Origin of the sequence: Paenimyroides viscosum (assembly GCF_003858535.1) — a bacterium.
GTDB classification, from domain to species: domain Bacteria; phylum Bacteroidota; class Bacteroidia; order Flavobacteriales; family Flavobacteriaceae; genus Flavobacterium; species Flavobacterium viscosum.
On the sequence record NZ_RQTJ01000016.1, the window covers coordinates 247 to 25,176 of the forward strand.

General features: G+C 35.8%; 18 protein-coding genes and 1 pseudogene. 11 read left to right on the top strand and 8 right to left on the bottom strand.

The genetic code is table 11. From position 1 onward, the window contains the following. Nucleotides 1-2,171 precede the first annotated feature (2,171 nt). From EG242_RS08650 to EG242_RS08660, 3 genes are read left to right on the top strand one after another with little or no spacing between them, the layout of a single operon-like run. On the top strand, nucleotides 2,172-5,111 hold the full coding sequence (locus EG242_RS08650; RefSeq protein WP_262673722.1) for a SusC/RagA family TonB-linked outer membrane protein: 2,940 nt from the start codon (nucleotides 2,172-2,174) through the stop codon (nucleotides 5,109-5,111). 18 nt (nucleotides 5,112-5,129) lie between these two features. Beyond that, the gene (locus tag EG242_RS08655) at nucleotides 5,130-6,509 is read left to right on the top strand and encodes a RagB/SusD family nutrient uptake outer membrane protein (RefSeq protein WP_124899498.1); all 1,380 of its coding nucleotides are present in this window, start codon (nucleotides 5,130-5,132) and stop codon (nucleotides 6,507-6,509) included. Continuing rightward, on the top strand, nucleotides 6,496-8,991 hold the full coding sequence (locus tag EG242_RS08660; RefSeq protein WP_124899499.1) for an alpha/beta hydrolase family protein: 2,496 nt from the start codon (nucleotides 6,496-6,498) through the stop codon (nucleotides 8,989-8,991). Before EG242_RS08655 ends, EG242_RS08660 begins: the two co-directional genes overlap by 14 nt. 50 nt (nucleotides 8,992-9,041) lie before the next feature. Here the strand turns inward: EG242_RS08660 and EG242_RS08665 are convergent, their stop codons facing one another. The 5 genes and pseudogenes from EG242_RS08665 to EG242_RS08685 form a co-directional block, all read right to left on the bottom strand. Further along, the gene (locus tag EG242_RS08665) at nucleotides 9,042-9,323 is read right to left on the bottom strand and encodes a DUF6520 family protein (protein ID WP_124899500.1); all 282 of its coding nucleotides are present in this window, start codon (nucleotides 9,321-9,323) and stop codon (nucleotides 9,042-9,044) included. Nucleotides 9,324-9,398: 75 nt separating this feature from the next. Beyond that, nucleotides 9,399-10,460, bottom strand: a complete 1,062-nt coding sequence (locus EG242_RS08670) for a hypothetical protein (protein ID WP_124899501.1) — start codon at nucleotides 10,458-10,460, stop codon at nucleotides 9,399-9,401. Nucleotides 10,461-11,028: 568 nt separating this feature from the next. Beyond that, nucleotides 11,029-11,403, bottom strand: a pseudogene (locus tag EG242_RS08675) (MauE/DoxX family redox-associated membrane protein); the annotation flags it as partial. Between the two features lie 112 nt (nucleotides 11,404-11,515). Further along, on the bottom strand, nucleotides 11,516-12,436 hold the full coding sequence (locus EG242_RS08680; protein WP_124899502.1) for a helix-turn-helix domain-containing protein: 921 nt from the start codon (nucleotides 12,434-12,436) through the stop codon (nucleotides 11,516-11,518). Further along, the gene (locus EG242_RS08685) at nucleotides 12,433-12,843 is read right to left on the bottom strand and encodes a DUF7793 family protein (RefSeq protein ID WP_124899503.1); all 411 of its coding nucleotides are present in this window, start codon (nucleotides 12,841-12,843) and stop codon (nucleotides 12,433-12,435) included. The genes EG242_RS08680 and EG242_RS08685 overlap by 4 nt, the downstream gene beginning before the upstream one ends. Before the next feature lie 1,068 nt (nucleotides 12,844-13,911). On the opposite strand from EG242_RS08685, the gene EG242_RS08690 reads away from it, so the two are divergent. The 5 genes from EG242_RS08690 to EG242_RS08710 all read left to right on the top strand — a co-directional run bounded on the left by EG242_RS08690 (nucleotide 13,912) and on the right by EG242_RS08710 (nucleotide 18,059). Beyond that, on the top strand, nucleotides 13,912-14,412 hold the full coding sequence (locus EG242_RS08690) for an IS110 family transposase (RefSeq protein ID WP_124899504.1): 501 nt from the start codon (nucleotides 13,912-13,914) through the stop codon (nucleotides 14,410-14,412). Nucleotides 14,413-14,496: 84 nt separating this feature from the next. Further along, nucleotides 14,497-15,312, top strand: coding sequence for a hypothetical protein (locus EG242_RS08695; RefSeq protein ID WP_124899505.1), 816 nt, complete (start codon nucleotides 14,497-14,499; stop codon nucleotides 15,310-15,312). 77 nt (nucleotides 15,313-15,389) lie between these two features. Continuing rightward, on the top strand, nucleotides 15,390-15,956 hold the full coding sequence (locus EG242_RS08700; RefSeq protein ID WP_124899506.1) for a DUF5715 family protein: 567 nt from the start codon (nucleotides 15,390-15,392) through the stop codon (nucleotides 15,954-15,956). 24 nt (nucleotides 15,957-15,980) lie between these two features. Continuing rightward, the gene (locus tag EG242_RS08705; RefSeq protein ID WP_124899507.1) at nucleotides 15,981-17,195 is read left to right on the top strand and encodes an NAD(P)/FAD-dependent oxidoreductase; all 1,215 of its coding nucleotides are present in this window, start codon (nucleotides 15,981-15,983) and stop codon (nucleotides 17,193-17,195) included. 12 nt (nucleotides 17,196-17,207) lie between these two features. Beyond that, nucleotides 17,208-18,059 carry a GH25 family lysozyme gene (locus tag EG242_RS08710; RefSeq protein WP_124899508.1) on the top strand — a complete coding sequence of 284 codons (852 nt, stop codon included), beginning with the start codon at nucleotides 17,208-17,210 and terminating at the stop codon, nucleotides 18,057-18,059. Between the two features lie 4 nt (nucleotides 18,060-18,063). Here the strand turns inward: EG242_RS08710 and EG242_RS08715 are convergent, their stop codons facing one another. The 3 genes from EG242_RS08715 to EG242_RS08725 all read right to left on the bottom strand — a co-directional run bounded on the left by EG242_RS08715 (nucleotide 18,064) and on the right by EG242_RS08725 (nucleotide 22,543). After that, nucleotides 18,064-18,660 (bottom strand): DUF417 family protein, encoded by a 597-nt coding sequence (locus tag EG242_RS08715; RefSeq protein WP_124899509.1) that lies wholly within the window; start codon nucleotides 18,658-18,660, stop codon nucleotides 18,064-18,066. 486 nt (nucleotides 18,661-19,146) lie between these two features. Next, nucleotides 19,147-20,250, bottom strand: coding sequence for an ABC transporter permease (locus tag EG242_RS08720; protein ID WP_124899510.1), 1,104 nt, complete (start codon nucleotides 20,248-20,250; stop codon nucleotides 19,147-19,149). A gap of 148 nt (nucleotides 20,251-20,398) precedes the next feature. Further along, on the bottom strand, nucleotides 20,399-22,543 hold the full coding sequence (locus EG242_RS08725; protein WP_124899511.1) for a carboxy terminal-processing peptidase: 2,145 nt from the start codon (nucleotides 22,541-22,543) through the stop codon (nucleotides 20,399-20,401). Between the two features lie 148 nt (nucleotides 22,544-22,691). Between EG242_RS08725 and surE the strand changes: the two genes are divergently transcribed. The 3 genes from surE to lpxB are packed head-to-tail and all read left to right on the top strand — an operon-like array spanning nucleotide 22,692 to nucleotide 24,852. Next, the gene (gene surE / locus EG242_RS08730) at nucleotides 22,692-23,459 is read left to right on the top strand and encodes a 5'/3'-nucleotidase SurE (RefSeq protein WP_124899512.1); all 768 of its coding nucleotides are present in this window, start codon (nucleotides 22,692-22,694) and stop codon (nucleotides 23,457-23,459) included. Beyond that, nucleotides 23,447-23,734: a hypothetical protein gene (locus EG242_RS08735; protein WP_124899513.1), complete on the top strand. Its 288-nt coding sequence runs from the start codon at nucleotides 23,447-23,449 to the stop codon at nucleotides 23,732-23,734. Before surE ends, EG242_RS08735 begins: the two co-directional genes overlap by 13 nt. Beyond that, nucleotides 23,734-24,852, top strand: coding sequence for a lipid-A-disaccharide synthase (gene lpxB, locus EG242_RS08740; protein ID WP_124899514.1), 1,119 nt, complete (start codon nucleotides 23,734-23,736; stop codon nucleotides 24,850-24,852). Before EG242_RS08735 ends, lpxB begins: the two co-directional genes overlap by 1 nt. The last annotated feature ends 78 nt before the right edge of the window (nucleotides 24,853-24,930 follow it).

Consider the following 24,930-nt stretch of genomic DNA (forward strand, 5'->3'; position numbering starts at 1 on the left):
TGGTACTTTTCGGGCATGAAACCTAAAAGGTTCATGGCTTCCAAGCTGTAAAATATTAAGAGGACATAAAAGTACAAAGAAACCGAAATGCATCAATCACGAACAATGGAGATCGAAAAACGAAAGAGATCTTTCACTCCGTTCAAGATGACAATCTAAACGGAAAATAGGATGCGATGCTGCATCAGGTGCAGCATGACCGTGACAGTGGATCTATTGGATTTTAGATTAAAAAGAAGATAATGATATGTTTATTGTAACCAGATTTGCAATTGAAAAAATAATCTAACTCCTAAATCCAGAATAATTCAAAATCCGGATTTTGAGTAAAAATAGACTAGAAAAAGAGATCAATTTTCAAGCATTTTGACAAAATCACAAACCGAAAGATTTTCTAAATACGCAGGTAGGAGGATACTAAGTAGATAAAGCATAGTAAAGGCATAGATAGTGCATGAAACACATTTTCTGGAAAAACGTATAAAAACAGAAAATTATTCTAAAAATTTTATTTTAGTTCAAAAATACCGAAAATTCAAAAAAGGAAAAATCACCGTTTTTGGGAGTCAAAAACAGTTAAAGATAACAAATTAAAAACAAATGGCAAAAACACCGTTTGCAAAAATGCTTTTTTACAAGATTAAATACAATTTGTTCTTTGAGATTGAGTTCATTGAAACCAGATTCACAAATTGAAGAAAATTAGTTTTTAAAACTCTTTACCTAACTTTTGTCTTGATACAAATCGAAGATTCATCGATTCATTAATTTGAAAATAATAAAGTAGAGATAAAGTTACAAAAAATCAAGACTCTATTTTTTCAACGGTCAACAAACTTTTCAAAAAGGCAATCAAATATTATTCATTATCGCTTATTTAATGATATGGTATTCATGAATCTGCGATTTCGCTCCCTTCGGTCGTATTTGATCTATGCCTTTTACGTCTAGTTTGTTATTGTATATTTTGGAAGCCGTGAACGATTGTTTCTTCAAAGAGTTGACACTCGCTGAAAAATTAATGTCGCTTTAAAATCCCAAATGTTCAACAATAGGATTTTGATTGAAAATAGAATAGGAGTATAAACTAAGCGGTATGAGGTTTTGATCGAGCGTCGAACCAATGAATAAAGCGTAAACTAATCGGGGAGTATAGCGAAACCGAAGGTTCATGAATACATTATTATAAAATAGCAAAGAATGAATACTTTTCGATTAGGTAGCTTTAGAATTGAGAATCGACCGATTAAAAGATCGCCGCAACAAAAGACTTTTGGTACTTTTTGTCTCTAAAAAGTACAGAAAAACGGAACGGGTGATTTACAAACAATGGTGGTTGAAAACCGAAAGAGATCTTTCACTCCATTTCATACCGTTCAAGATAACAACAAAAAATAAAAAAGATAAAACCTTACAACTAAAAACAAATCATAATACAAAAAAGTAGTTTGCTAAGGTCAGAGCCAAGCACATAACCACATCCAAACCATCATAATTGAATATTAATTTAAAGTTTGTTAGTTTATTTAGTAGTTAAAATCGGAAAAAGTTATGTGCCGAAGCTCTGAAAAAACCAGAACAAGACCATAAACCCAAAGCTTTTTTTTGGGCTATATGGAAAAGCCCCATTTAAGCTTTGGCTTTATTAAATTCCGAAGCTGAAAGTGAAAATCGATAGGTAAAAAACTGGATGAGATGCTGATTGCTTGTCTCGCTTTAGCGGAAGTGCAGCATGACATCGCGCATTAACTATTGGATTTTGATAGAGAGTTTGCTGGTCTAATCACGAGAATCTAAGAACTGACATTAGTTTTTCGACGAGTGTCGAAAATGTTGAAGTTTCCGTGAAAAGAAATGCTGTTTGAGAACGGAGTTCGAGTTTATTTCTTTTAGGAAATGAAACATATTTTGACCGTCTAAAAAATAGAGTCTTGACCTTTTTGGTTCGTTTTTGTGTCAAGACAAAAATGAACAATAGAAATAATAAAACCGAATGTTTAACTGTAAAAACAGAAACATGATAAAATACCAAAACAAAATCGGATAAAATCCAAAAAAAATCCCCTCTAACACAAGTTGGCGCTTCGCAGAAGGGATCAAGTCAATTAATTACTAACTAACACCACAAAAGTATGAAAAAATTTACTTTTGCAGCACTTGCTGTACCCCTTATGTGGGTGTTGCTCTTATTACTTTTTTTTAACAGCAACAAACTACACGCGCAACAAACAACCGTTTTGAGCGGCGTGGTAAAAAGTGCCGACGGTACCCCGATGGAAGGCGTAACCGTGTGGCAGAAAGACACTGATAATGGTACCCAGACCAGTGAAACAGGATACTACACACTTCAAGTCAGCAACAGTCTTCCCGTAACCTTTGAATACCTTGGTTACAAAACGCAAACGGTTAAACCGGCAGGCCCTGTACTTAACGTAACCTTGCAGACCGACGATGACCTGCTAGATGAGGTAGTCATAAACGCAGGTTATTACAGCGTGAAAGACAAAGAACGTACGGGAAGCATTTCAAAGATCACCGCAAAGGAAATTGGCCAACAACCAGTTGCCAACCCGCTGGCCGCAATGCAGGGACGTATGGCAGGGGTGAACATTACGCAGAGCAGCGGTACCCCCGGCGGCGGCTTCGATATACAGATCAGGGGGCGCAACAGTTTACGAACCGAGGGAAATGCGCCCCTGTATATCGTTGATGGTGTGCCGTACCTGAGTGAGAGTACAAGTCATTCTTACCTTTCTGCAGGAAGTTTGAAATCAACCGAAAACAATCCGTTACAACTTATTAATCCAAATAATATTGAAAGCATCGAGGTGCTGAAAGATGCCGATGCTACGGCGATCTATGGTTCGCGCGGTGCTAATGGGGTTGTGCTGATTACAACAAAGAAAGGAGTGGAACAAGCAACTGTTTTTACATTGCAAAGCCATACTGCAATTGGTGTGGTTCCTAAATTTATGAAAATGCTTGAAACGGCAGATTATCTGGAATTGCGGAAACGTGCTTATGCCAATGACGGAATTACCGAATATCCCGCTGCGGCGCATGATGTAAATGGTAACTGGGACCCGGAACGATACACCGATTGGCAGAAAGAACTGATCGGTGGTAAAGCAGTAACCCAACAGGTTTCGGCAAATGTAAGGGGTGGTAGCAAAAACAGCCAGTTCATGATTATGGGAAGCATTGCAAAAGACGGTACGGTATTTCCAGGTGAGTATGGCAATAAAAGAAACAATTTACTGGCGCAGTTTGCGCACACAACACCTGGTGAAAAATGGAAGATACAGACGCAGTTTGTTAGGGGGGAAAGCAATAACAGCCTTCTGGGAACCGATCTCACTCGTGATGCTCTTACACTGGCTCCAAATGCGCCTTCTCTTTATGATGACGAAGGTAATCTGAATTGGGAAAAGAGTACGTGGGATAATCCGCTTCGATGGATAAATGAAACGTACAGGTCTAAAAGTACGCAATGGCTTACTGCATGGAATATTGATGGTAGTATTACTAAAGGGCTAGTATTTAAATTACAGGCGGGCTATAACGAAATGGTAGGCGAAGAGCAAAGGCTTTCACCTCATACCATACATGATCCGTCATGGGGGCTTACAAGTACATATTCCAATAGTATGCGTAACAGCAGTTCCGGTAATAATTGGAATATCGAACCACAGCTTCATTTTGATAAAACATGGAAAAAACATAAGATAAGCGTATTGGCAGGGAGTACTTTCTTAAAACATGAAAAAAAACAGTATGTCTGGCGGGCATCTGATTTTAGTTCCAATAGCCAGATCACCAACCTTGCGGCAGCTAAAACACTTCAGATTGTTAGTAGTTTAAATAACAAATATGCATATCAGGCATTGTTTTCACGTCTGAATTATCAGTACAATGACAAGTATATTGTCAACCTCACAGCGCGACGCGACGGATCCAGTCGTTTTGGACCTAACAGGCGTTGGGCGAATTTTGGAGCGGTTGCCGGTGCATGGCTCTTCAGTCGCGAAAAATTGTTTGAAGAAAGTTCATGGCTGAGCTTTGGTAAGCTGCGGGCGAGTTATGGTTCTGCTGGTAACGACCGTATAGGTGATTATCAATACATGGATACATACGGTTATTCGGGAGGAATATACGAGGTAGGCGGACTTAGACCGTTGAGGCTTTATAATCCCGATTTTAGCTGGGAAACAAATATAAAAAAAGAAGTTGCTTTGGAATTTGCACTTTTCCGTAACAGGTTTAATGCATCGGCTGCATATTATCAAAATAAATCTTCTGACCAATTGGTTGGAATTCCCCTGCCGGGAACAACAGGGTTTAACAGTATTCAGGCAAATCTTCCTGCAACTGTGCGAAACAGTGGATGGGAATTTGAAATGAATGCGAAACTTTTAACAACAACCAACTGGAATTGGAGTGTGTTTGGAAACATTAGCTTTAATGAAAATAAGCTGATTGATTTTCCCGGATTAAAGGAATCTACCTATAAGTACACCTACGCAGTAAATTATCCCACATCAATGAAATATGCTTATGAATTCACAGGTGTTGATGAAGAAACGGGTATGTATACCTTTAAAGATTTTAACGGTGATGGTAAAATTACGGCTAATGAAGATATGCAGCTGATTGTACAGACGGCACCTAAGTATTTTGCAGGTTTTGGTCAGGATATATCGTATAAGAACTGGTCGTTAAGCGTCCTTTTTCAGGCAGTAAAGCAAACAGCACCAAACTATCAGATGGGATGGGGAATGCCGGGAATGATGATTAATCAGCCTCAAGGTTATGACCAAAGTCCGATCCAAAAACCTTCTACAGGAGTTGATGCCCAGGCTTTTCAAAATTACAACCTTTATATGCAGAGTCAGGCTGCGTATTCAGACGCGTCGTTTATACGCCTTAAAAATATAGTATTGAACTACAGTCTTCCTGCTTTTAAAGCTTCAGGGCTAAAGGGGAACATCTATATTTCAGGACAGAATGTACTTACAATAACAAAATACAGGGGACTTGATCCCGAGAGTCAGAGCAATGTTTCGGTACCTCCGCTAAAAGTGTGGAGCTTAGGTGCGACATTTTCATACTAACCTAAAAAAAAGAAAATCATGAAAACGATAGGTAATTTTAAGATAATGGTATTGGTGATACTGTTTATTATAGCGGGCTGTGAAGATTTTATTGAGGCCGATGTGCCTGATACGCAGATAACCGGAAGCCAGGTGTTTAACGACGCTCAAACGGCTGAAGCAGCATTACAGGAAACCTATATAGGCTTAAGAGATCAGGTTCTTGTTACTGGGACAGGAACGGGTATGGGTGCACTTATGGGACTTTATACGGACGAACTGCAGAATTGGAGAATTAACAATGGAACAGACCAGAGTTTTTACACAAATACCGTCTCGCCTGCTAATAATATACTTTCACAAATTTGGAACAATTCCTATACATTGGTGTATAACACTAATAAAATAGTGGAAGGATTAGATAAGTCGGATAACGTTCCCGATGAAACTAAACAACGAATCAAAGGCGAAGCGTTGGTAGTGCGCAGCATGGTCTATTTTTATATGGCGCAGCTTTTTGGTGACATACCTTACATAATAACAACAGATCATAAGGTAAACAGTACGGTGAAAAGAACACCGCAGGCTGCCGTGTATCAGAATGTTGTTGCAGATTTACAGTCGGCGGCTGTTCTGCTGGAAGCACAGCCGGTAGGGGCAGGCCGTACAAAGATAAATAATGATGTTACTGCAGCCTTACTAGGCCGCGTTCATCTGTGTCTGAAAAATTGGGAGCAGGTGATAGAATACAGCGATCAGCTTATTTTAAACGGGAAGTATAAGCTGGAAGAAGATCTGGATAAGGTATTCTTAAAGGAGAGTACAGGTACGGTATGGCATCTTAAAACACCAGTTGAAGGTAATAATACGCATGAAGGACGATACTTTATCTTTAATACGGCGCCACCTCCAAGTATTTCCCTTACCGAACAGCTGGTAAATGCTTTTGACCCGTCAGATCTGCGTAAGGAACATTGGATTAAATCAGTGGAAGACAATCAGACAAATACCTTTTTTCACGCATTTAAGTATAAGGAAAGACAGAATACTGCCTCGTCTAAAGAATACTCGGTTGTCTTTCGTTTAGAGGAAGCCTACTACAACAGAATGGAAGCTTACCTGAATACCGGCAGGATGGATCTTGCGCTTGCAGATTGGAATTTATTAAGAATGAGATACGGTATGTCTCCTTACACTGCCATTCCCGAAAACTGGGAAGATTCTTTATTGGAAGAGAGGCGCTTTGAGTTTTTCTGTGAACTTGGTTTTCGTTTTTTTGATTTGAAGCGTACGGGAAAACTGTCTGCTGAAATGATTAAAAACAAGCCTATATGGCACAAGCATTATGATCTTTTACCCATACCGCAGGCAGAATTATTGTTGAACCCTAATTTATTACCGCAAAATGAAGGTTATTAAAACTATAGTTGCCATCGCATGCTTCTTTTTGGTAGCACTGCACGCAAAAGCCCAGATGAAAGACAGTATACGTCCCGAACATTATGACTTATGGTATGAAATCAGGCAGGTTAAAGCTTCAGGAGACGGAAAGTGGCTTGCTCATGTTAGGTCGGATAATGCTTCGGTCATTTACCTCGATGATTTGGATAAAAATAAGGAAGAGCGTATAGAAGAAGTTGAACAGTTCGATTTTTCGGACGACAGCCGCTTCCTTTTTATACAGAAAGAAAAGGAAGGCTTGCTTAAAAACTTAAAATCGGGTAAAGTGTCTGTACTGCCTAAGATCCTTTCGTATTACTGGTTGTCTGACAAAGGCCAGCTGCTTTTACAGTATAAGGAATCCGTTGCACTGATGAATCCCTACACATTAAAACAGACATTTTTTAAAGACGAAGTAATTGTCGCCGTACATAATCAGAAAACATGGGCATTGTTGAAAAAAAACCAAGAAAGCGAAGTACGATGGTATATCTGGGATTTTAAATCAAATACAAAAACCCCATTAAAAGGTCTAAATCCTTTACTTGAGGATATTAGGTTAAGTGAAGATTCTAAAAGCCTAATGGGAACATATGTGATGAATTCGGGAAAAACCGATATTCAGGTTGCTTATGATGATAACGGCTGGAAGGTAAAAAAGATGTCAACCCGACCCCCCGGGTTTTACAGTTCGGGAAGTTGGTGCTTTTTGGATGGCATAAAAAGGCATCTGTATTTCTATTCTAAAAATAATGAAGTCAAAGTAGACGAACCCGAAGTTGGTAGTGGAGTGGAAATACGTAATTCTTTAACCAGTAGACCCAAGCCTTCTTTATATCTGTATAATTATTGGAATTTTGAGACAGATAGTCTTACAACTTTAAACCGAGAAGACATGACAGATGTCTTGGTTTCTTCAATAGAGGGGTATTTTATCGGATATTCAACCCGAAACTATGACCCCCGAGACTTCAAAGGTATGGACAGGGCAGATTTTTACTTACTAAAAAATGGTAAGGAACCCATTCTTATTGAAAAGGAAATTGTAAAACTCAATAAGAACTTTCTTATACATCAAAATAAACCATATGTCACTTATTACAAAAATGGACATTGGTGGTCCTATCATTTAATAACTGATGAAAAGAAATGTCTTACAGAAAATTTACAATGGCACTTTAGTGATCGTGCAAAAAGTTATCTGTCCGATACAGACCACTACGGGATCTTAGGCTTTTCTGCCGATACCAAAACTATGTTGGTTTATGACGCATTTGATATATGGAAGTTAGATTTGGATGGTAACTCCGTAGTAAAATGTACAGATGGCGAACCTAAAAACGTATCGTACAGATTTTCCGGAGACACAAGTCTGAAAGACAATCAGTTTCGTGATACATTTTTTAGCACCCACATAGTAAATACGGAACAACTGCTAATAAAGGCAAGGAACAATAAGACACATGAAACGGCTCTTTTTTTTATGAACGAACACCATGATCTGAAAGAGCTTTTGCCCGCGGAACCTTTTAGGATACTCGGGGTGGTTCCGCTAAAACAAGGAAGGTATCTTATAAAGAGGGAGAACCATTTAATCCCTCCACAATTTGTGGTCACCGGAAAGTCGACAGCTGAAACAAGATTAAAACAAACCAACGAACACTACAAAAAGTACGAATGGGGGAAGTCAGAACTATTCAACATATCATTGAGCGACGGAGTAAATACCAATGCTACCTTAATTTACCCAGCTTTTTGGCAGCCTGATAAGCAGTATCCTTTGATTGTATATTATTATGAAAAAACGTCACCTTACGGTATGTTTTACAGGTCGCCTACTTATAACAATTTAGATGGATTCAATAGTACATTGCTGTCACAAAAAGGTTTGTTTGTTCTTTATATGGATATGCGTTACGCTGAAAACGAAGTGACGAAATTTTTATTGAAGGATACTAACGAAATTTTAGATCATATTATTGAAAAAGTTCCAAGTATAAATAAAGAAAAACTCGGTATGATAGGTCATTCTTTTGGTGGTTATGAAGTGATGTATTTGGTAGGACAGACACATCGATTTAAAGCAGCTGTTGCGGGTGCGGGTGTATCAGATCTTTACGATCTGTATTTTGCCGACAAGGATAAAGGGAGTTTAGGAATGTTTACAGTAGAGAATGTACAGTTTAAAACGCAGGCTCCTTTTTTTAATGACAAATTCAATTTAATGAATCCATTACAATATGTTGGTAATATTGAAACACCTATGCTTCTTTGGACAGGCGAAAATGATTATAGGATTAGAAAGGAACACAGTATAAAAATGTATTTGGGTTTATGGAGGCAGAAAAAGGAGGCCGAACTTTTGATTTACAAAGATGAACGTCATTTTTTAACTAAATCGGAGAATAAAAAAGATCTCACAGAACGAATTATTGTTTTTTTTGAGGACAAATTAAAATAATTTAGTAATATCTTAAAAAGTGAAAGAGGCTCAATAGCCTCTTTCTTAATTTAATTAACTTGTTTGACAAATAGTTCTTTTTTACACCAAGAATCATTAGGATTTTCCTTGCCGTAGGCAGTATGTGAATTCGTTCCTATAAGAACGGTACATAAAACACTGCCTGTGTCGTCACATTCAACCCTTTCAGCACAAGGCATACTGGGATTAATTGTAGCGTATCCGTACTCAGGTACAAATTTACTCTCTGGACCGCTCTGCGAAGCGAAAGCTGCCACTGCGCCCAATACCATTACTCCCAATGGTATCAGACTTTGTTTGAAATTTTTCATTTAATTAAATTTTTGTTGATGCCTACTCGTTTTTACAGGTTTTCGGCTTAGTCCTGATTATTGCGCAATAATATTTTAATCGAAAATTGAATCTCTAAAATGCCCTATTGCCAGAAAATTACTTCCAACACCTACAGCGTATCTGTTTGTAATGTAGAGTTGTTTAATTGGTTTGTTTTTATAATGATAAAAGTAAAAGCTACTTTCATAAGTGCCTGTTAAAAGGTTATAAACATCAATGATTGTGGCTTGACGGTACATGGCTTTATTTTCATTTCGTCCAAGACGGTCACTGGCGATATAAAGATATTTTCCGGAAGTAGCGGCTAACTTGTTTACCATTATACTGTTTTCAGACATCTTTAACTGTTGCGTTTTTGCAAGATAAATTACATCGAAATTAGGCTTTGAAATAGTGTCTATTGTTCGGATTATTTGTTTGTTTTGTAAGTTGTTATCAAAAACAAAACTTTTATTTTTATAGTAGAATACGTAAATTGTCTTTTTTAATTCATGATTGTATAGTAAGATTCCGTCATTTGAAAACAAATCTCTTGGTTGGTTCTCCTCATCAAGTATACCTTCCATTTTCATTAACCCTCTGTCAAAATTTAGAATACTCAGGTTTACATTATTTCTTTTATTGTTATAGGTACGCAGTAGGTACTTGTTACTTGAAAATGGAATTGCTTGGGAGTAGGCTATTGTGTCTGTTTTCTGCCATAGCTGTAGGTTTGGGTCGCTAACAGTACTTTTTAGAAAGGTACTAACAGTATGGTCATTTAAAAGAAGTGTGTCTTTTACAAGATCCCATTTAATTGAGGAGAAGGAATAATCATGAAAATTACTGAAATTTAGAGTTAGAGTATCAATGATTTCTGGTTTGAAGTTAATAACTAACCCATGTAGGGGAGCTGTGGTATTTCCTAAATATATTTTATCTTCAAATACGCCTGCAATATAGTAGGAATTATAGGGTAATTCAATTCTTTTTAATGGACTTAACGGATGCGGTAGGAATCTTCTTGTAAACGGATTTTCTCTTTTCATGATATGCTCCGAACTCACAAACAATGCAACCACCACCGCACTGCTGATGATCATGGTTAATACGATATAAAATATTTTTTTCTTCATGATTTTATAGTTTATGGTTATAGTTTTTAGGTTATAAGTTCTATCGTAAATGTGCTTTATTATAATCCATCCCCAATTCTCTTTTTATCTCTTCAAGCAAAACCGAATTTTAAATTAAACTACAATCTGAAAAACTGACATTATAAAAAAAGCGTTAAGCGCCGATGGTTTTTATACGTTAAAAACAAAATGCTTGTTTATTCGAGCGTTTATATTTGTTTTTGTTCTCATGAATGCTGCACTATTGTTTGCATTTGAGGCGAAGCGAAATTGAAGATTCATGAATACCATTAAGATCTTTCAGGTAATATCTTTCAAACAAAACGGAATATATAAGGAACCTGAATCAGAGCGCCATTGGGATTAAATCGAACGTTAAATCGTTGAAACAAGCGAAAACTAATCGGTTGGTCGGTGAGCCTGTCGAACCGCGATTAGGTAGCTTGTAAAACGCTATTTAACCGATTTAAGACCGCGGCAAGATTAAAGAAAAAAGACTTTTGCTTCTTTTGGTCACAAAAGAAGAAGAAATGGTTTCATTCTCCGTCATTATTATGAAAACCGTACCTAAACAAACAACCCCATTAAACCACAAATGTTCCCGCCACCCCATTTTCTCTAAAACCCCACCACATGAACAGGGAACGAACGGACTGTAGTTTAATATCAGGTAAATATATACGGTAAAGGCACTCATCATTCCCAGAAAAAGATATAGCCCCAACAGTCTGCTTTTGGTAAAGCAGAGCATCAGGGCTATAACCAGTTCACCGATAACGGTGGCATACGCAATAAAAGTTGCAAAAGCACTAAGTAAAGGCGACTGTGCCACCTGAACTTGGAAGTTTTCAAAATCGGCCAACTTGCTTACTGCTGCGTATACAAATAGTATAATGAAGAAGTAGATAACTGTCTGTTTACTGATTGATAGAATATTACGCATAATCTTTGTTGTTTGGTGTATGGTAAAATTCTGTAATTCAATAGATTAAAAAGTATCTTGTAAAATAGATATGGTGTCTGTTTGGATGTTTTTTTAATTTAAAATGAATGATTTAACCTTCTTCTGCTTCAGACTTTTTTAAACGTTGTCCGTTATTGCGCAGGTCTGTTGGCAGAATATTGTAATACTTTTTAAAGTATTTTACAAAGGCCTGATAGTTGGCGTAACCTACATCCAGTGCGATCTCTTTAAACGGGACTTCGGTGTGCGCGATCTGGTCGTACGCATAGTTCATCCGTAACGACAGATGGAATTCGTAAGCTCCACACTGGTACTGCTGTTTAAATAATTTTTTCAGCATGCTTTTGTTGGTAGGGTACTTTTGGTATAGTTCATCCAGATCCAGTTTTTTACTTAAGGGATATTTGGAAAGGTCTTCTTTAAATTGCTCTAACAGATCTTCGTTGCGCTTTCGTTGCGTAAGCTTTGCTTTCTGTCTGGTTCTTTTTTCATAAGGAACTTGGATATCTTTAATATCCATGTGTAGTTGGTACAGGTTAAGTATGAGTATGTCGGCCTCCATTTTTTTTATACTTAATGAAAAGGTATCGTTAAAAAGGGTCAGTCGGTGTACCTTCTCAGATTCTTCATTTGTCGAACTGTGTGCTGCTGTGATTTGGTTAGCGGTCTCTTTTTCAATCAGGTCTAAAAAAGGGCTGTCTTTAAGTTGGTTCACGTCCAATTGATACTTAGTAACAAAATGTTCGCACATATTTTTGATCTTGAAGTTCTTATCTGTAATAATGATGAAATGGTTTAAATACCGTTGGAATGCTGCAGGTTTGGTAAAGGAAAGATGCAGCAGGCGGTGTTTCAGTTCTTCGCACATCATGTTGAAAAGAACTTCTATAGTTTCAAATTCATCATTGTTCCCGGTGATCTCCAATTGCTGATCTACACGTCCGTAACCTAATTCCAGTAAACTCTGCATAAGGTTGTCCCAGCGCTTTTTTTTAATTTCAATATGTATCATGGCGTCTTTGTTATTTGGTTGATGTATTTTTCTGCTTCTTGCTGATTTTTGAAAATTCGGGTGGGTACTGTTGGACGGTTGTAAAAAAGATAACAGCGACCCATGGCATAGATTGTAGGGTTGTTACTAACTAATGCTACGGCGGTTAGCATATTGGATCCGTCGGTGGAGAGGTATTCACGAGCGTCGTAGGTTATGGCTGTAAGTCCGCTAACATCACATACAACGCTGTACCTTGCGTATGCTTGGAAATTCATTCGGTCTTTTACTATCTTCTCAGCCGCGTCATGGGTAAGTACCGTCTGTTTTTTAAAGGTGATGTATAATACGGAATCTTTCTTTTGATAAACGGCATACGCATTCTCGTGCTTTTTGCTTTTGTGTGAGGTTTGTATAGAGTCTTTCATAATAATTTATTTAGTATGGTGAATATTAAAAATAAGGAGCATTTAATAGTGTCTTATAGAAATTGAAAGGTGTCGTAACGGAATTATTTATGCACTCAATTTTAGTCTTAAGCAACATAGTGCAGAAGCATCGTTCGACTGGTCTGGAAGGGGATGGAATTTTACACATGATACAATGATTTGGGTTTGTTTTGTAAAATTCTGAAATTCAAATGACTAAAAGTTAGGGATAACGAAATATTACTTAGGGAATCCTAATTATTTTTCATTTTTTGAAGGGTATATGATTGTGCAGACCACTATTCTTGATGGTGCAATACAATCTTTAAACATATAACTTGATCTGTAAATAGTATTTTAAACCCGTAGCACATTATAAAACATTCACTAATGCACAGAATTTATATATTTTTTAAACCACAACAGAAAACATAGTTATTTACGGATTTATTAACAGCTTACAGACAACAAAAACGATGTAACCTGAAATTTGTTCTACGATAAATACAGAATCTATGCGGTAAAAAAAAACAACTGTTGTTTTTCAGTTTATTACATATAAAAGGATAATGCACTGAGGTTTTTTAGTGTTTTTGATTCATAAGGATAAAAACTTTCGTCTTAATCTTTTTATAAATTGATATAAAAGCTGTTTTTTTGAAATCAAAATTTTTAATGTGAAGTGAGGTCCGGTGGTGTGGGTAACAGGCGTGATGTTCAACCATCAAGGACGTGTGCGCAACAAAAAGTGTTTATCTATATAGTAACCCTGCAAGCAGATGGTGTAAACATTGCACAGCAAAAATTAATTAAAAAATAACCATTAACAATTAAAAGGTGTTGAAAGCGTAGGCTTTTAACACCTTTTTTATTATATTTATAACATTCATTTTTTGTCATCCTATGTTTGCAAGAGGAAGTTCTTTGAATATTTAATAAATTTATTTCAACAGAAGAAAGAGAAAGATAAAAGCTAAATTTTGTCATTGGTCATAAAGACCGTATTTAGGATTGATAAGTCTAAAGCAGATTTCTTCCGTTTACTTTAATTTGTCTAAAATCAAATGTATGAAAAAAAGTAATCATTATGTTGGAATTGATATTTCAAAATTAACTTTTGATGTAGCTATTTATAATCAAGATAGCAAGTATAGGTATTATAAATTCAGTAATAACGAAGAAGGGTTTAATTTGTTTTTAACACTTTTAAACACATCAGAAGATATTTGTGTAATGGAAGCCAGTGGTGTTTATTATCTGAAGTTAGCTACTTTTCTGAGTGATAGAGGAATTGCCGTAAGTGTTATAAACCCACTAGTAATCAGAAGGTTTTCACAAATGCGAATGAGTAGAGCCAAAACGGATAAAAAAGATGCCATGTTAATTGCAGAATATGGAAAAACGCAACAACCCGATCTTTGGGAACCAGAAGCGGACTATGTTTTAGAATTAAAGCAAATGTTTGCCTATTTAGAGCAGTTGAATAAAAACAAAAGTGCTTTTAGTGTTCAAAATCAAACATTTAAACAAAATCCTGTCACAAGTGAGTTAGTTGAAGAAAGTATATAGATTGATCTTAAAATTTATGTTTGGTAATAACAAGCAAATAAATTTAGAAGGAAATATAGTTATCTTTAAAACAAAAATTTAAGAATGAAAAAAAGTGTGGTTTTTATGGGTTTGGTTATGGCACTTATCATGGTGGTTATGGTGCCGTTTTTAGCTTATTTGTTTACGCATAAAAGTTGGATTATAGATTTAACTGGAAAAAATGAATTAGGCGATGCTATTGGCGGAACCACAGCACCAATTATTGGAACATGCGGTGTAATTTTTACCTTTATGGCATTTTATATTCAGTATGAATTTAATAAAAGACAAAGCGAAATTTTACAACTGCAGGTTAAAATAAACATTCGCCAGTCATTAGAGCCTTATTTTATTTATTTGATCGATAGTTTAAAGAAGTTTAAACTGGAAAATAATTCTCAAAAGAAGATTAAATATAATGGTGAATATATCGAACCTGTAAATCCGGGCGATGCCATTAAATTAAAATACCAAGTTTCTAATGTATTTGTAAGTATTGTAGATTTTAAAGAAGAGCATCACACCATAAAAAACCTACAGTTAAGCGATTTGTTTGCCTACGAAAAAGAAATTGCCTTTAGCGAAAATGTAATCGACGAATATGTTTTTCATGTAAATACCATTTTTAAATTTTTAGGATACAATATGGAAATTGATAATGGCGAAGATAAAAACGACATTATCGAAGAGTTTTTGTTCAAGTATTTATCAAGTTTGTCAATTAACGAAATTCATTTTAACCTGTATTATTTACTGATTTTTCATACCGATTTAGCAATTAGTTGTAGAAACATTGTGCTAAAATCAATAGAAAACTTACCAACCGATAGACGAAAACAGTTTCTACTTACTGTTTTTCAATACAAAGTCATTAGTTAGATTTTTTCCAGATTACCTAGCGCTTAATTTTGTCGTTACGTATTAATAATACTATTTTTGTGCTAAAAGAAAATTTAATGACCCGTATTATTTTTGCCTTAGTATTATTATTAATACCCTTTACGTTTTTTGCACAAACAAAACCATCTAAAGAATATACCACTCATTTAAATGCCGCCATGAGCCATAATGTGGGATTGGTTAAAGATAAAACGCATTTAAATAAATTAGTAAAACAAGGAAAACTAGTATCTATAAAACAACGCGGATACGGCTATCGGGTTGATAAGTTAACACATAGCCATGCATATTTGGTGCCAAAAGGACGCACCGTTTTAAATGCCATTGCGCGCGATTTTGTAAAAACAGCGGGGCAAAATTTCTTTGTGGTAACATCGTTAACCAGAACCGAAGCCGATCAAAAACGTTTACGCCGTGTAAATTCTAACGCATCTTCTAACGATAGTTCACATTGTTTTGGTGGTGCCGTAGATATTTCTTACATCCGTTTTAATCATAAAAAACAAGTAAATACTAAATTAGAACAGAAATTAGAAAAAGTTCTGAAAGACTATCAGGCACAAGGAAAAATATATTTTGTAAAAGAGCGTCACTCACGTTGTTTTCACATAATTTTTAGGTAGATTTATCTAACTAAAATATTATTTATGGATCTACATTCTGGTATGCCCTTTTGGATTGTATTAAATCCTTTGTACAATTATTACAATCCGTTAAAAAAAAATATAAAAACCCACACTGTAATAATAGGTTCCGGCATTACCGGTGCATTAGTAGCACATACTTTATGTAGTTTAGGTGTAAAATGCATTTTAATTGATAAAAGAACAATTGGCACAGGCAGCACCGCAGCATCAACCGCACAGTTACAGTATGAAATTGATGTTCCTTTGGTAGATTTGATCGAAAAAGTGGGAGAAAAAAAGGCAATCGACGCTTATAAATGTTGTTTACAATCCATAACCGATGTGGAAAATGTATTTAAAGCTATTGAAAAAGATCCAGATTTTGAGCGAGTTCCAACGTATCTTTTAGCATCAAATAAAACAGGAAAAAATCTTTTAGAAAAAGAATTCAAAGCTAGAAAAGATGCTGGTTTACCTGTGAAACATCTTACCAAAGAACAAATTAAAACCCAGTTAGGGATTGATGCTTTAGCGGGTTTGTATAACAAGACCTCTGCGCAATTAGATTGTTACAAAGGCGCAACTTACATTTTAGATCATTATTTAAAGAAAAATCAATTAGAATTATACTCACATACATTAGTTTCCAATTATAAAGAAACAAAATCGGGTTACGAGTTGGTAACCGAAAACGGCAATAAAATTATTTGCGAAAATGTGGTAATTGCCGCAGGTTACGAAGCAGGTGAGTTTCTGCCTAAAAAAGTAATGGATTTGCTTTCTACTTTCGCCATTGTTTCGCATCCGGTTGATAAAAAATATCTCTGGAAAAACCGTGCTTTAATTTGGGAAACCAAAACTCCATATTTGTATATGCGTACCACCAACGATAACCGCATTATTGTAGGCGGTGAAGATGAAGAGTACAATAATCCGTTGAAAAGAGATCAAGCTTTAACAGATAAAGCAGCGGTTTTAGAAAAAAAATTCAAAAAAATGTTTCCCGAAATTCCTTTTGTCACCGATATGTCTTGGGCAGGAACGTTTAGTTCTACAGCAGATGGCTTGCCGTATATTGGTACGTATCCCAACAAACCAAACATGTATTTTGCTTTAGGATACGGCGGAAACGGTATAACCTTTAGTATGATTGCAGCGCAAGTTATTGGCAATTTAATTATTGGGAAACCCGATAGTCGTGCCGAATTATTTGGTTTTAACCGATCTAAGCTTTAAGCAAATTCTAAAATGGCAGTTCCAAAACCTAAAAAATATGTTCGCAAGCGTGCGCCTAAAAAGAAAAAAACAGCTGTATGGAAATGGCATGTTTTGGCGTATTCGCTATTAATTATTGCTTTTTTAATTTTTCATTACCGAGATGGAATTGGCTATTTTGTGACCGATTTGTATGAACGAATTTTTAAAAAGGAAGACAGCAAGGAAGTAACAGTTCACGATTTCCGCGCCATTGAAATTTTAGACAAGCACAACGATCATTTGTTTGGGTTTGATGTATCGCATTATCAGTACGATATTAATTGGAAGGAAATTGATTCGTTATATGGAAAATTTGCGGTTGATTATGTTTTTTTACGATCTACCATGGGAATCGATGGGGTTGATACCAAGTTTACGTACAATTGGAAAAAAGCCAAAAGTCGTTTGTTGGTTCGTGGCGCCTATCATTATTATCGACCTGATGAAAACAGTACCCAACAAGCACTAAACTTCATTAAAAACACACCTTTAGAACCTGGAGATTTTTTTCCGGTGTTGGATATTGAGGAACTTTCAAAAGAACAATCGAAAGAAAAAATGCGCGAAGGTTTAAAAAACTGGCTGCAAATTGTAGAAAAGCATTACGGCGTAAAACCTATTATTTATTCGGGTGCCAATTTCTACCAACATCATTTAAAAGAATATTTTCCCGAATATAAAATATGGATTGCTAAATACAGCTTGTTCAGCGAAAAAATGAACAATGACTGGCATTTTTGGCAGTTTACCGATAAAGGCACCGTAAACGGCATTGAAACCAAAGTAGATTTAAATATATTTAGAGGTGATCGCTACGATTTAAAACAGTTTGTTATTCAGTAGATTTTTATAAGATGTTTTTAGTATGATTAAATTTCATAGCTACTATTCTCTTAGCACAATCGGCTGCGCAAATAAGTCCGGTTGCCATCATAATAACATCTTTTATCACTAATCTTCCGGCACCTGATAAATACGGAAATCCATAATGTGGTGTAGGAAAATCTCCGTCTAATTTCGGAACATATACTTCGGGTGTGGTAATTAAAAAAGTTAAGGTAACTAATGACATTCCAAATGTTAGTAAACCGCCAATTAATCCTATTTTAGCATTCCATATTCCTAAAAAGGTTAGTAAACCTATTATTATAATCACAGTTCCTAATCCGTAAGAAAAAAGATAGGTGTTGTTTTCTGTGTGCCAAGCAATATTTTTTTCAACCGTTTTACCTTCCGGGTTTTTATATTCTTTGTATTCAGGAGCTTGCTTTGAATAGAAAAAAGACATTAACGGACTATTAGCTACAAAAGGAACAATTCCATCAGCTTCGTATTGAAACGCTTTAAGACCGCCAATCCAAACCATGACAATTAAAATTGCAATTCGGGCGGTGTTTATAAACTGATTTTGCAAATTCGCTAATAAGGTTAAAATACTTTTCATTTTATATATGTTTAAGTTGAAATGATATGTAATAGGGCGTTTTAAAAATCATTAAAATTTAATTAAACACTCAAATATACAAAACTTACTGCACTTAATATTCCGCTATACAAATACTCTTTAACTCCACACGATATTCGTGGGGTAGCAGAGAGTTAATTCCCTGTAGATTTGCATTTCTTCGAACCCGATTTGTATTTTGTAGTAGTCGATTTCTATTTTGTAGCACCCGGTTTGTGTTGCTTCTGTTCCGATTCGTGTTGCTTCTGACCCGATTTGCATTGTTACCGACCCGATTTGCATTGCTACCGACCCGTTTTGTGTTGCTACCGAGCCGATTTGTATTTTGTAGTACCCGTTTTGTGTTGCTACTGACCCGTTTTGTGTTGTTTAACTCCGGTTTAACCCGTAGTGCATTATAGAAAAAGTTGCTCAAAAGATTAAAAAACCCGATGTCGCGGATTTGCAATCCGTGACAATAAAAATCTACCCCTTCACATCCAACGCATCTCGTAATGCGTTACCAATCATCATAAAAGCAACTACAACCAAACACATTGCCAAGCCGGGAATTAATGCCAAATGTGGTTTTCCTAAAATAATGTAGTTGTAGTGTTCTTTAATCATGCCGCCCCAGCTTGGTACGGGTACTTGTGCGCCCAAACCTAAAAAGCTTAAACCGCTTTCTACCAGAATTGCCGATGCAAAATTGGCTGCCGAAATTACAATAACCGGAGCCATGATATTGGGTATAATGTGTTTAAAAATAATGCGTAGATCCGAAAAACCTAAAGCGCGTGCTGCGGTTACATACTGCATTTGCTTTACGCTTAAAACCTGTCCGCGGACTACTCGGGCAACTTCAACCCACATGGTTAAACCAACGGCAATGAAAACCTGCCAGAATCCTTTTCCTAATGCCAAGGTTATTGCAATAACCAGCAAAAGGGTAGGGATAGACCATATTACGTTAATAAGCCACAGAATAAAAGCATCGGTTTTTCCGCCGAAATAACCCGCAAGTGCACCAAGTGTAATGCCAATGATTAATGAAATAAACACAGCTATAAAACCAATTGCCAGCGAAACGCGTGCGCCAACCAGTAACCGACTTAAATAATCGCGCCCCTGATTATCGGTTCCTAACAGATATTTTTTTGTCTTGATGTGGTTTTCTTCTATCGATTTTTGATCCGCATCGGGAAATACGTTGGTAAGTACGTATTTGGTTTGTGAAGTAGATGGATCAACCGAAAATTCTTTGTAATAAAGCGTATCGCCTTTAAAAGTATAAGATAAAACGGGAATAAACTGTTCTTTAATTTCTTTGCCGGTAAAATAATCAAAAACCGATGATTTGTTTTTATTTCCCAACGGAATATTTATTGTTTTAACTGTAAAGCCCGGTTTTTGCGTACTTATGGAAACATCGCCGTTGTTCGCATTTACGGTGTTATCGGGCGCAATAATATAGGCACCCAATGCAAATAAACTTAAAACTACGATAAAGACTAATGAAAAAACGCCCCAAGAATTTCTTTTGAATTTTTGGAGCGCTTTTTTATTTGCCGAGACAAATTTTTTAAACACTTTTTTATTTTTTAAATGACTATCAGAACTCTTACGCCATTATATATCTACTTAAACCGTTACTTCGAGTAGCGTAACGCAGTGAAGTGTATCGAGAAGCTTTTAATTAATTAGTTCTCGACAAGCTCGAACTGACGTACTTGATATATTACTTGACTAAATTTGTTGATGAACCAATTTTAAATTCACTTGTTTTAATATCTTTTAAAACATTAACGGCTTCTTCTACATAAACATCGTTGTTTAGGCTTTTAAACCAGCGTTTGCGTTTGTTTTGCAGCACGGTATCGTTTTTAATTAATGCTTCATCGTGTGGTAATGAGGTGAATGCCAAACTGTTTTTATATTCTTTTAAAACGTTGAAACGTTTTGATTGCTCTTCTAATTGTTTAGATTTTGCCAAATACTCATTGTATTCTAACGGAAATGTATTGTCTTCTTGCTGAGACTTTACCCATTTCGCACTTTCATCAATCAATTTAAATTCATTTTTAGCAGCAACGCGGTTTTTACTTTTGCTTACAACAGGTGCAAAATTGTAGTTAAATACGTTGTATTTTGCTTTGGCTATTTTATCCCATTCCATTGCATTTTCGTTGTCGCGCTCGCCGGTATCAACATATAAGAAACGATCCGGTAAAACCAAGTCGCTTTCTACACCTTTAAGCTGAGTAGATCCACCGTTAATACGGTAAAATTTCTGACTTGTGAATTTCATAGCACCTAAGTCGCCAATTTTCTTATTTCCAAAACGGTTTAAATCTAATAAGTTTTGAACGGTTCCTTTTCCGTATGAATGTTTAGATCCTAAAACCAAACCACGATTGTAATCTTGAATAGCCGCAGCAAAAATTTCTGAAGCCGATGCAGAATAATTATTAATTAAAACAACCAAAGGTCCATTCCATTGTGTTTTATTGTCACGATCGTACAATACATCACTTTCGCCCGATTTTGCTTTAACTTGAACTACAGGTCCGTTTGGTATAAATAAACCTACCATATCAACAACGGTTTGCAACGATCCACCGCCGTTGTTACGCAAATCTACAATGATACCTTCTACTTTTTGTTCTTTTAGATATTCCACTTCTTTAGCAACATCTTTAAAGGCATCACGACCATCACGGTTTTCAAAACTGATATAGAATTTTGGTAAGTGAATAATTCCAAATTTACCTTCAGGTGTATCAATTACCGACGATTTTGCAAAGGTTTCTTCCATTTCAAATTTGTCGCGTACAATTGCAATAACTTTTACACTACCGTCTACTTTTTTAACGGTTAATTTTACAGTGGTTCCTTTTTTACCTTTGATCATTTTAACCACTTTATCTAAGCGCATACCAGTAATATCAACGGGTAGTTCTTCGCCCTGACCTACTTTTAAAATAATGTCGCCATTTTCTAATTCACCTTGTTTCATGGCAGGTCCGCCTGGAATAACTTCGGTAATTTCGGTATTTTGATCTTTTTTACGAAGCTGTGCACCAATCCCTTCCATAGAACCCGCCATACTTTCGTCGAATTTCTTCTTATCATCAGGAGCAAGATAGTTGGTGTGTGGATCAAATTGTTCTAAAAGTGTGTTTATGTAAATGGTTAACCATTCGTCACGAGAAATCTCTTCAAAAAATTCAAAAAATTCGTTCAACGATTTTAATGTTGTTTCACGCGATTCTTTTTCAAGTTCTGCAAACGTTTTTTTAGGTTCGTTTTTTAAAGAATCATTTTCTTGAAGTTTTAGTTTATCTTCAATTCCTGAAAGCACATTTAGTTTCAGTTGTTTACGCCAGCGTTCTTTTAATTCTGTTTTATTTTTTACCCACGGTTGTTTTTCGTAATCGGTATTAATAGATTCTTTAATACTAAAATCTATAGGCGATGCCAAAATTTCTTTATAATACGTTTTCGCTTCTTGAATACGATTTTCAAATAATGGATAACTTTCGTTGAAAAAGTTAATACGCTGTTCTTTAAACTCGTCATCTAATAAGGTTTGGTATTTGTTCAAACCGTCAATGTCCGATTGTAGTAAATAGCGTTTATTGCCATCTATTATTTTTAAATAGTTGGTATAAACTTTCTCTGAAAAAGAATCATTAATATCGGCAGGTTGGTAATGTGCGTTTTGTAAAACAAAACTTAATACGCCCATTAAAAAAGCCTCTTTTTCCGGATCGGGTTCAGCCGTTTTTTTAAATGGAACAAAACTCCATAATGCAGCAGAAAGTGCCACAATTAGTATCAGTACTTTATAATTTCTCTTCATAAATTGCCAAATAGCATTCATCAAATAATTTTCAACTAAAGTAACTAAATTCTTATTATAAAAACTATTAAAGGATAAATAAAATTTTGTTAACTCTTTTAGGCGAATATGTGTTTTAAAAGGCTTTTTTAATTAAAATGATTACTTTTACGGTAACAAAAGATTTTTTATGAAAAAGCCATTGATTTTAGTAACGAACGACGACGGAATTACAGCTCCGGGAATTCGTACTTTAATTAGTATTATGAAAGAAATTGGTCAGGTGGTTGTTGTAGCTCCCGATAGTCCGCAATCGGCAATGGGGCATGCAATTACCGTGAACAACACCTTGTTTTTAGAGCAGGTTTATATTGATAAAGACGAGATTAAGGAATTCGCCTGTTCGGGAACGCCCGTAGATTGTGTAAAAATTGCCATAGATCAGATTATTAAAGCAAAGCCAGATATTTGTGTTTCGGGTATTAACCACGGGTCCAATTCTGCATCAAACGTGATTTATTCGGGAACTATGTCTGCAGCAGTAGAAGCAGGTATGAGCGGTATTCCGGCAATAGGTTTTTCTTTGGCAGATTTCAGTTGGAACGCCGATTTTGAGCCTATTAAAAAATTCGTAAAACAAATTACCCTTGAAACTCTTAAAAATGGTTTACCAGAAGGCGTTGTGTTGAATGTGAATTTTCCTAAACTGGCAGAAAAAAGCATCAAAGGAATAAAAATATGCCGACAGGCAAAAGCTACGTGGGTTGAAAAGTTCGATGAACGTACCAATCCGCATGGGAAAAAATATTATTGGTTAACCGGAACTTTTGTAAATCATGACAAAGGTGAAGATACCGACGAATGGGCGCTTGCAAACGGATATATTTCGGTAGTGCCTGTGCAATATGATTTAACTGCTTACCACGCAGTACAACAACTTAATACATGGGAATTGTAATGGACCGTTTTTTTAAATTTTTATTAGGAACTTTATGCGCATTGGCAGTTTCGTTTGTATGCGGCTGCATTGTGTTTTATTTATTTACAAAGATGAATCCGCTAACAGATGGTTTAATCTTTAAAATGACCGATATATCAACAAAAGCCTTTTCATTAGGATCAATTCCAAATATCGGTTTGTTTTATTTGTTTTTAAATCGCGAAAATTATTTCAGTGCACGCGGAGTTATTTTTTCGTTTATTCTAATAGCCTTCTACATTATTTTTAGTTAATGAAATATTACATTATAGCCGGCGAAGCTTCGGGCGATTTACATGGAGCCAATTTAATGAAAGCGCTTTTTAAGGAAGAACCCAATGCAGAAGTGCGTTTTTGGGGTGGCGAATTAATGCAGCAGGTGGGTGGTACATTGGTAAAACACTACAAAGATTTGGCTTTTATGGGCTTTGCAGAAGTTGTGGCAAACCTTAGAACCATTTTTAAGAATATCGATTTATGTAAAAAGGATATCAAAGCGTTTAATCCCGATGTAATTATTTTTATTGATTATCCCGGTTTTAATATGCGCATTGCCAAATGGGCAAAGAACGAAGGTTTTGATACGCATTATTACATTTCGCCACAAATTTGGGCTTGGAAAGAAGGCAGGATTAAAGCGATAAAGCGCGATGTAAACCAAATGTACACGATTCTTCCTTTCGAAAAAGATTTTTATGAAAACAAGCACAATTATCCGGTACATTACGTTGGACATCCGTTGTTGGATGCTATAGAATCGTTCAAAAAAAATCAGTCAATAGATTTTAAAGAAGTTTATGGGCTGGATGATCGACCAATTATTGCTTTGTTGCCAGGAAGTCGCAAGCAGGAAATCTCAAAACTGCTTACCGAAATGCTTCGAATTGTAGATTCCTATCCGCAGTTTCAATTCATTATTGCAGGCGCACCAAGTTTAAATGCCGATTTCTATAAACCGTTTATCAAACAAGAAAACGTTCAGTTAATCTTGAATGATACGTATAATCTGTTGAACAATGCCTACGCTGCTATAGTAACGTCGGGCACGGCAACGTTAGAAACTGCGCTGTTTAATGTGCCCCAAGTGGTGGTTTACAAAGGCAACGAAATATCGTATCAAATTGCTAAACGAGTGATTAAATTAAAGTACATTTCGCTGGTAAATTTAATAATGGATGAACAAATTGTTACCGAATTAATTCAAAAAGAGTGTAATACAGCAACCATAAAAAAAGAATTCGATAAAGTTATCAACAATTTAGATCGATCTAAAATGCTTGCAAAGTACCATGAATTAAGTGAATTATTGGGTGGCGGTGGTGCAAGTGAGCGAGTTATCAACATAATTAAGAAAACTTTAAGACCTTTTTAGGAAGTTTAAGAAAATTAAAAAAGCTATATTTGTGTTATACCAAAGCAAATTATAAATTCTTATTTCAAAACATATTTA

Coding starts and splice junctions, on each gene's coding strand:
- EG242_RS08690 (WP_124899504.1), top strand. CDS start 13,912: ATGAAAAAAAGTAATCATTATGTTGGAATTGATATTTCAAAATTAACT.
- surE (WP_124899512.1), top strand. CDS start 22,692: ATGAAAAAGCCATTGATTTTAGTAACGAACGACGACGGAATTACAGCT.
- EG242_RS08680 (WP_124899502.1), bottom strand. CDS start 12,436: ATGATACATATTGAAATTAAAAAAAAGCGCTGGGACAACCTTATGCAG.
- EG242_RS08660 (WP_124899499.1), top strand. CDS start 6,496: ATGAAGGTTATTAAAACTATAGTTGCCATCGCATGCTTCTTTTTGGTA.
- EG242_RS08725 (WP_124899511.1), bottom strand. CDS start 22,543: ATGAATGCTATTTGGCAATTTATGAAGAGAAATTATAAAGTACTGATA.
- EG242_RS08705 (WP_124899507.1), top strand. CDS start 15,981: ATGGATCTACATTCTGGTATGCCCTTTTGGATTGTATTAAATCCTTTG.
- EG242_RS08700 (WP_124899506.1), top strand. CDS start 15,390: ATGACCCGTATTATTTTTGCCTTAGTATTATTATTAATACCCTTTACG.
- EG242_RS08685 (WP_124899503.1), bottom strand. CDS start 12,843: ATGAAAGACTCTATACAAACCTCACACAAAAGCAAAAAGCACGAGAAT.
- EG242_RS08650 (WP_262673722.1), top strand. CDS start 2,172: ATGTGGGTGTTGCTCTTATTACTTTTTTTTAACAGCAACAAACTACAC.
- EG242_RS08695 (WP_124899505.1), top strand. CDS start 14,497: ATGAAAAAAAGTGTGGTTTTTATGGGTTTGGTTATGGCACTTATCATG.
- EG242_RS08715 (WP_124899509.1), bottom strand. CDS start 18,660: ATGAAAAGTATTTTAACCTTATTAGCGAATTTGCAAAATCAGTTTATA.
- EG242_RS08735 (WP_124899513.1), top strand. CDS start 23,447: ATGGGAATTGTAATGGACCGTTTTTTTAAATTTTTATTAGGAACTTTA.
- EG242_RS08670 (WP_124899501.1), bottom strand. CDS start 10,460: ATGAAGAAAAAAATATTTTATATCGTATTAACCATGATCATCAGCAGT.
- EG242_RS08665 (WP_124899500.1), bottom strand. CDS start 9,323: ATGAAAAATTTCAAACAAAGTCTGATACCATTGGGAGTAATGGTATTG.
- EG242_RS08710 (WP_124899508.1), top strand. CDS start 17,208: ATGGCAGTTCCAAAACCTAAAAAATATGTTCGCAAGCGTGCGCCTAAA.
- lpxB (WP_124899514.1), top strand. CDS start 23,734: ATGAAATATTACATTATAGCCGGCGAAGCTTCGGGCGATTTACATGGA.
- EG242_RS08655 (WP_124899498.1), top strand. CDS start 5,130: ATGAAAACGATAGGTAATTTTAAGATAATGGTATTGGTGATACTGTTT.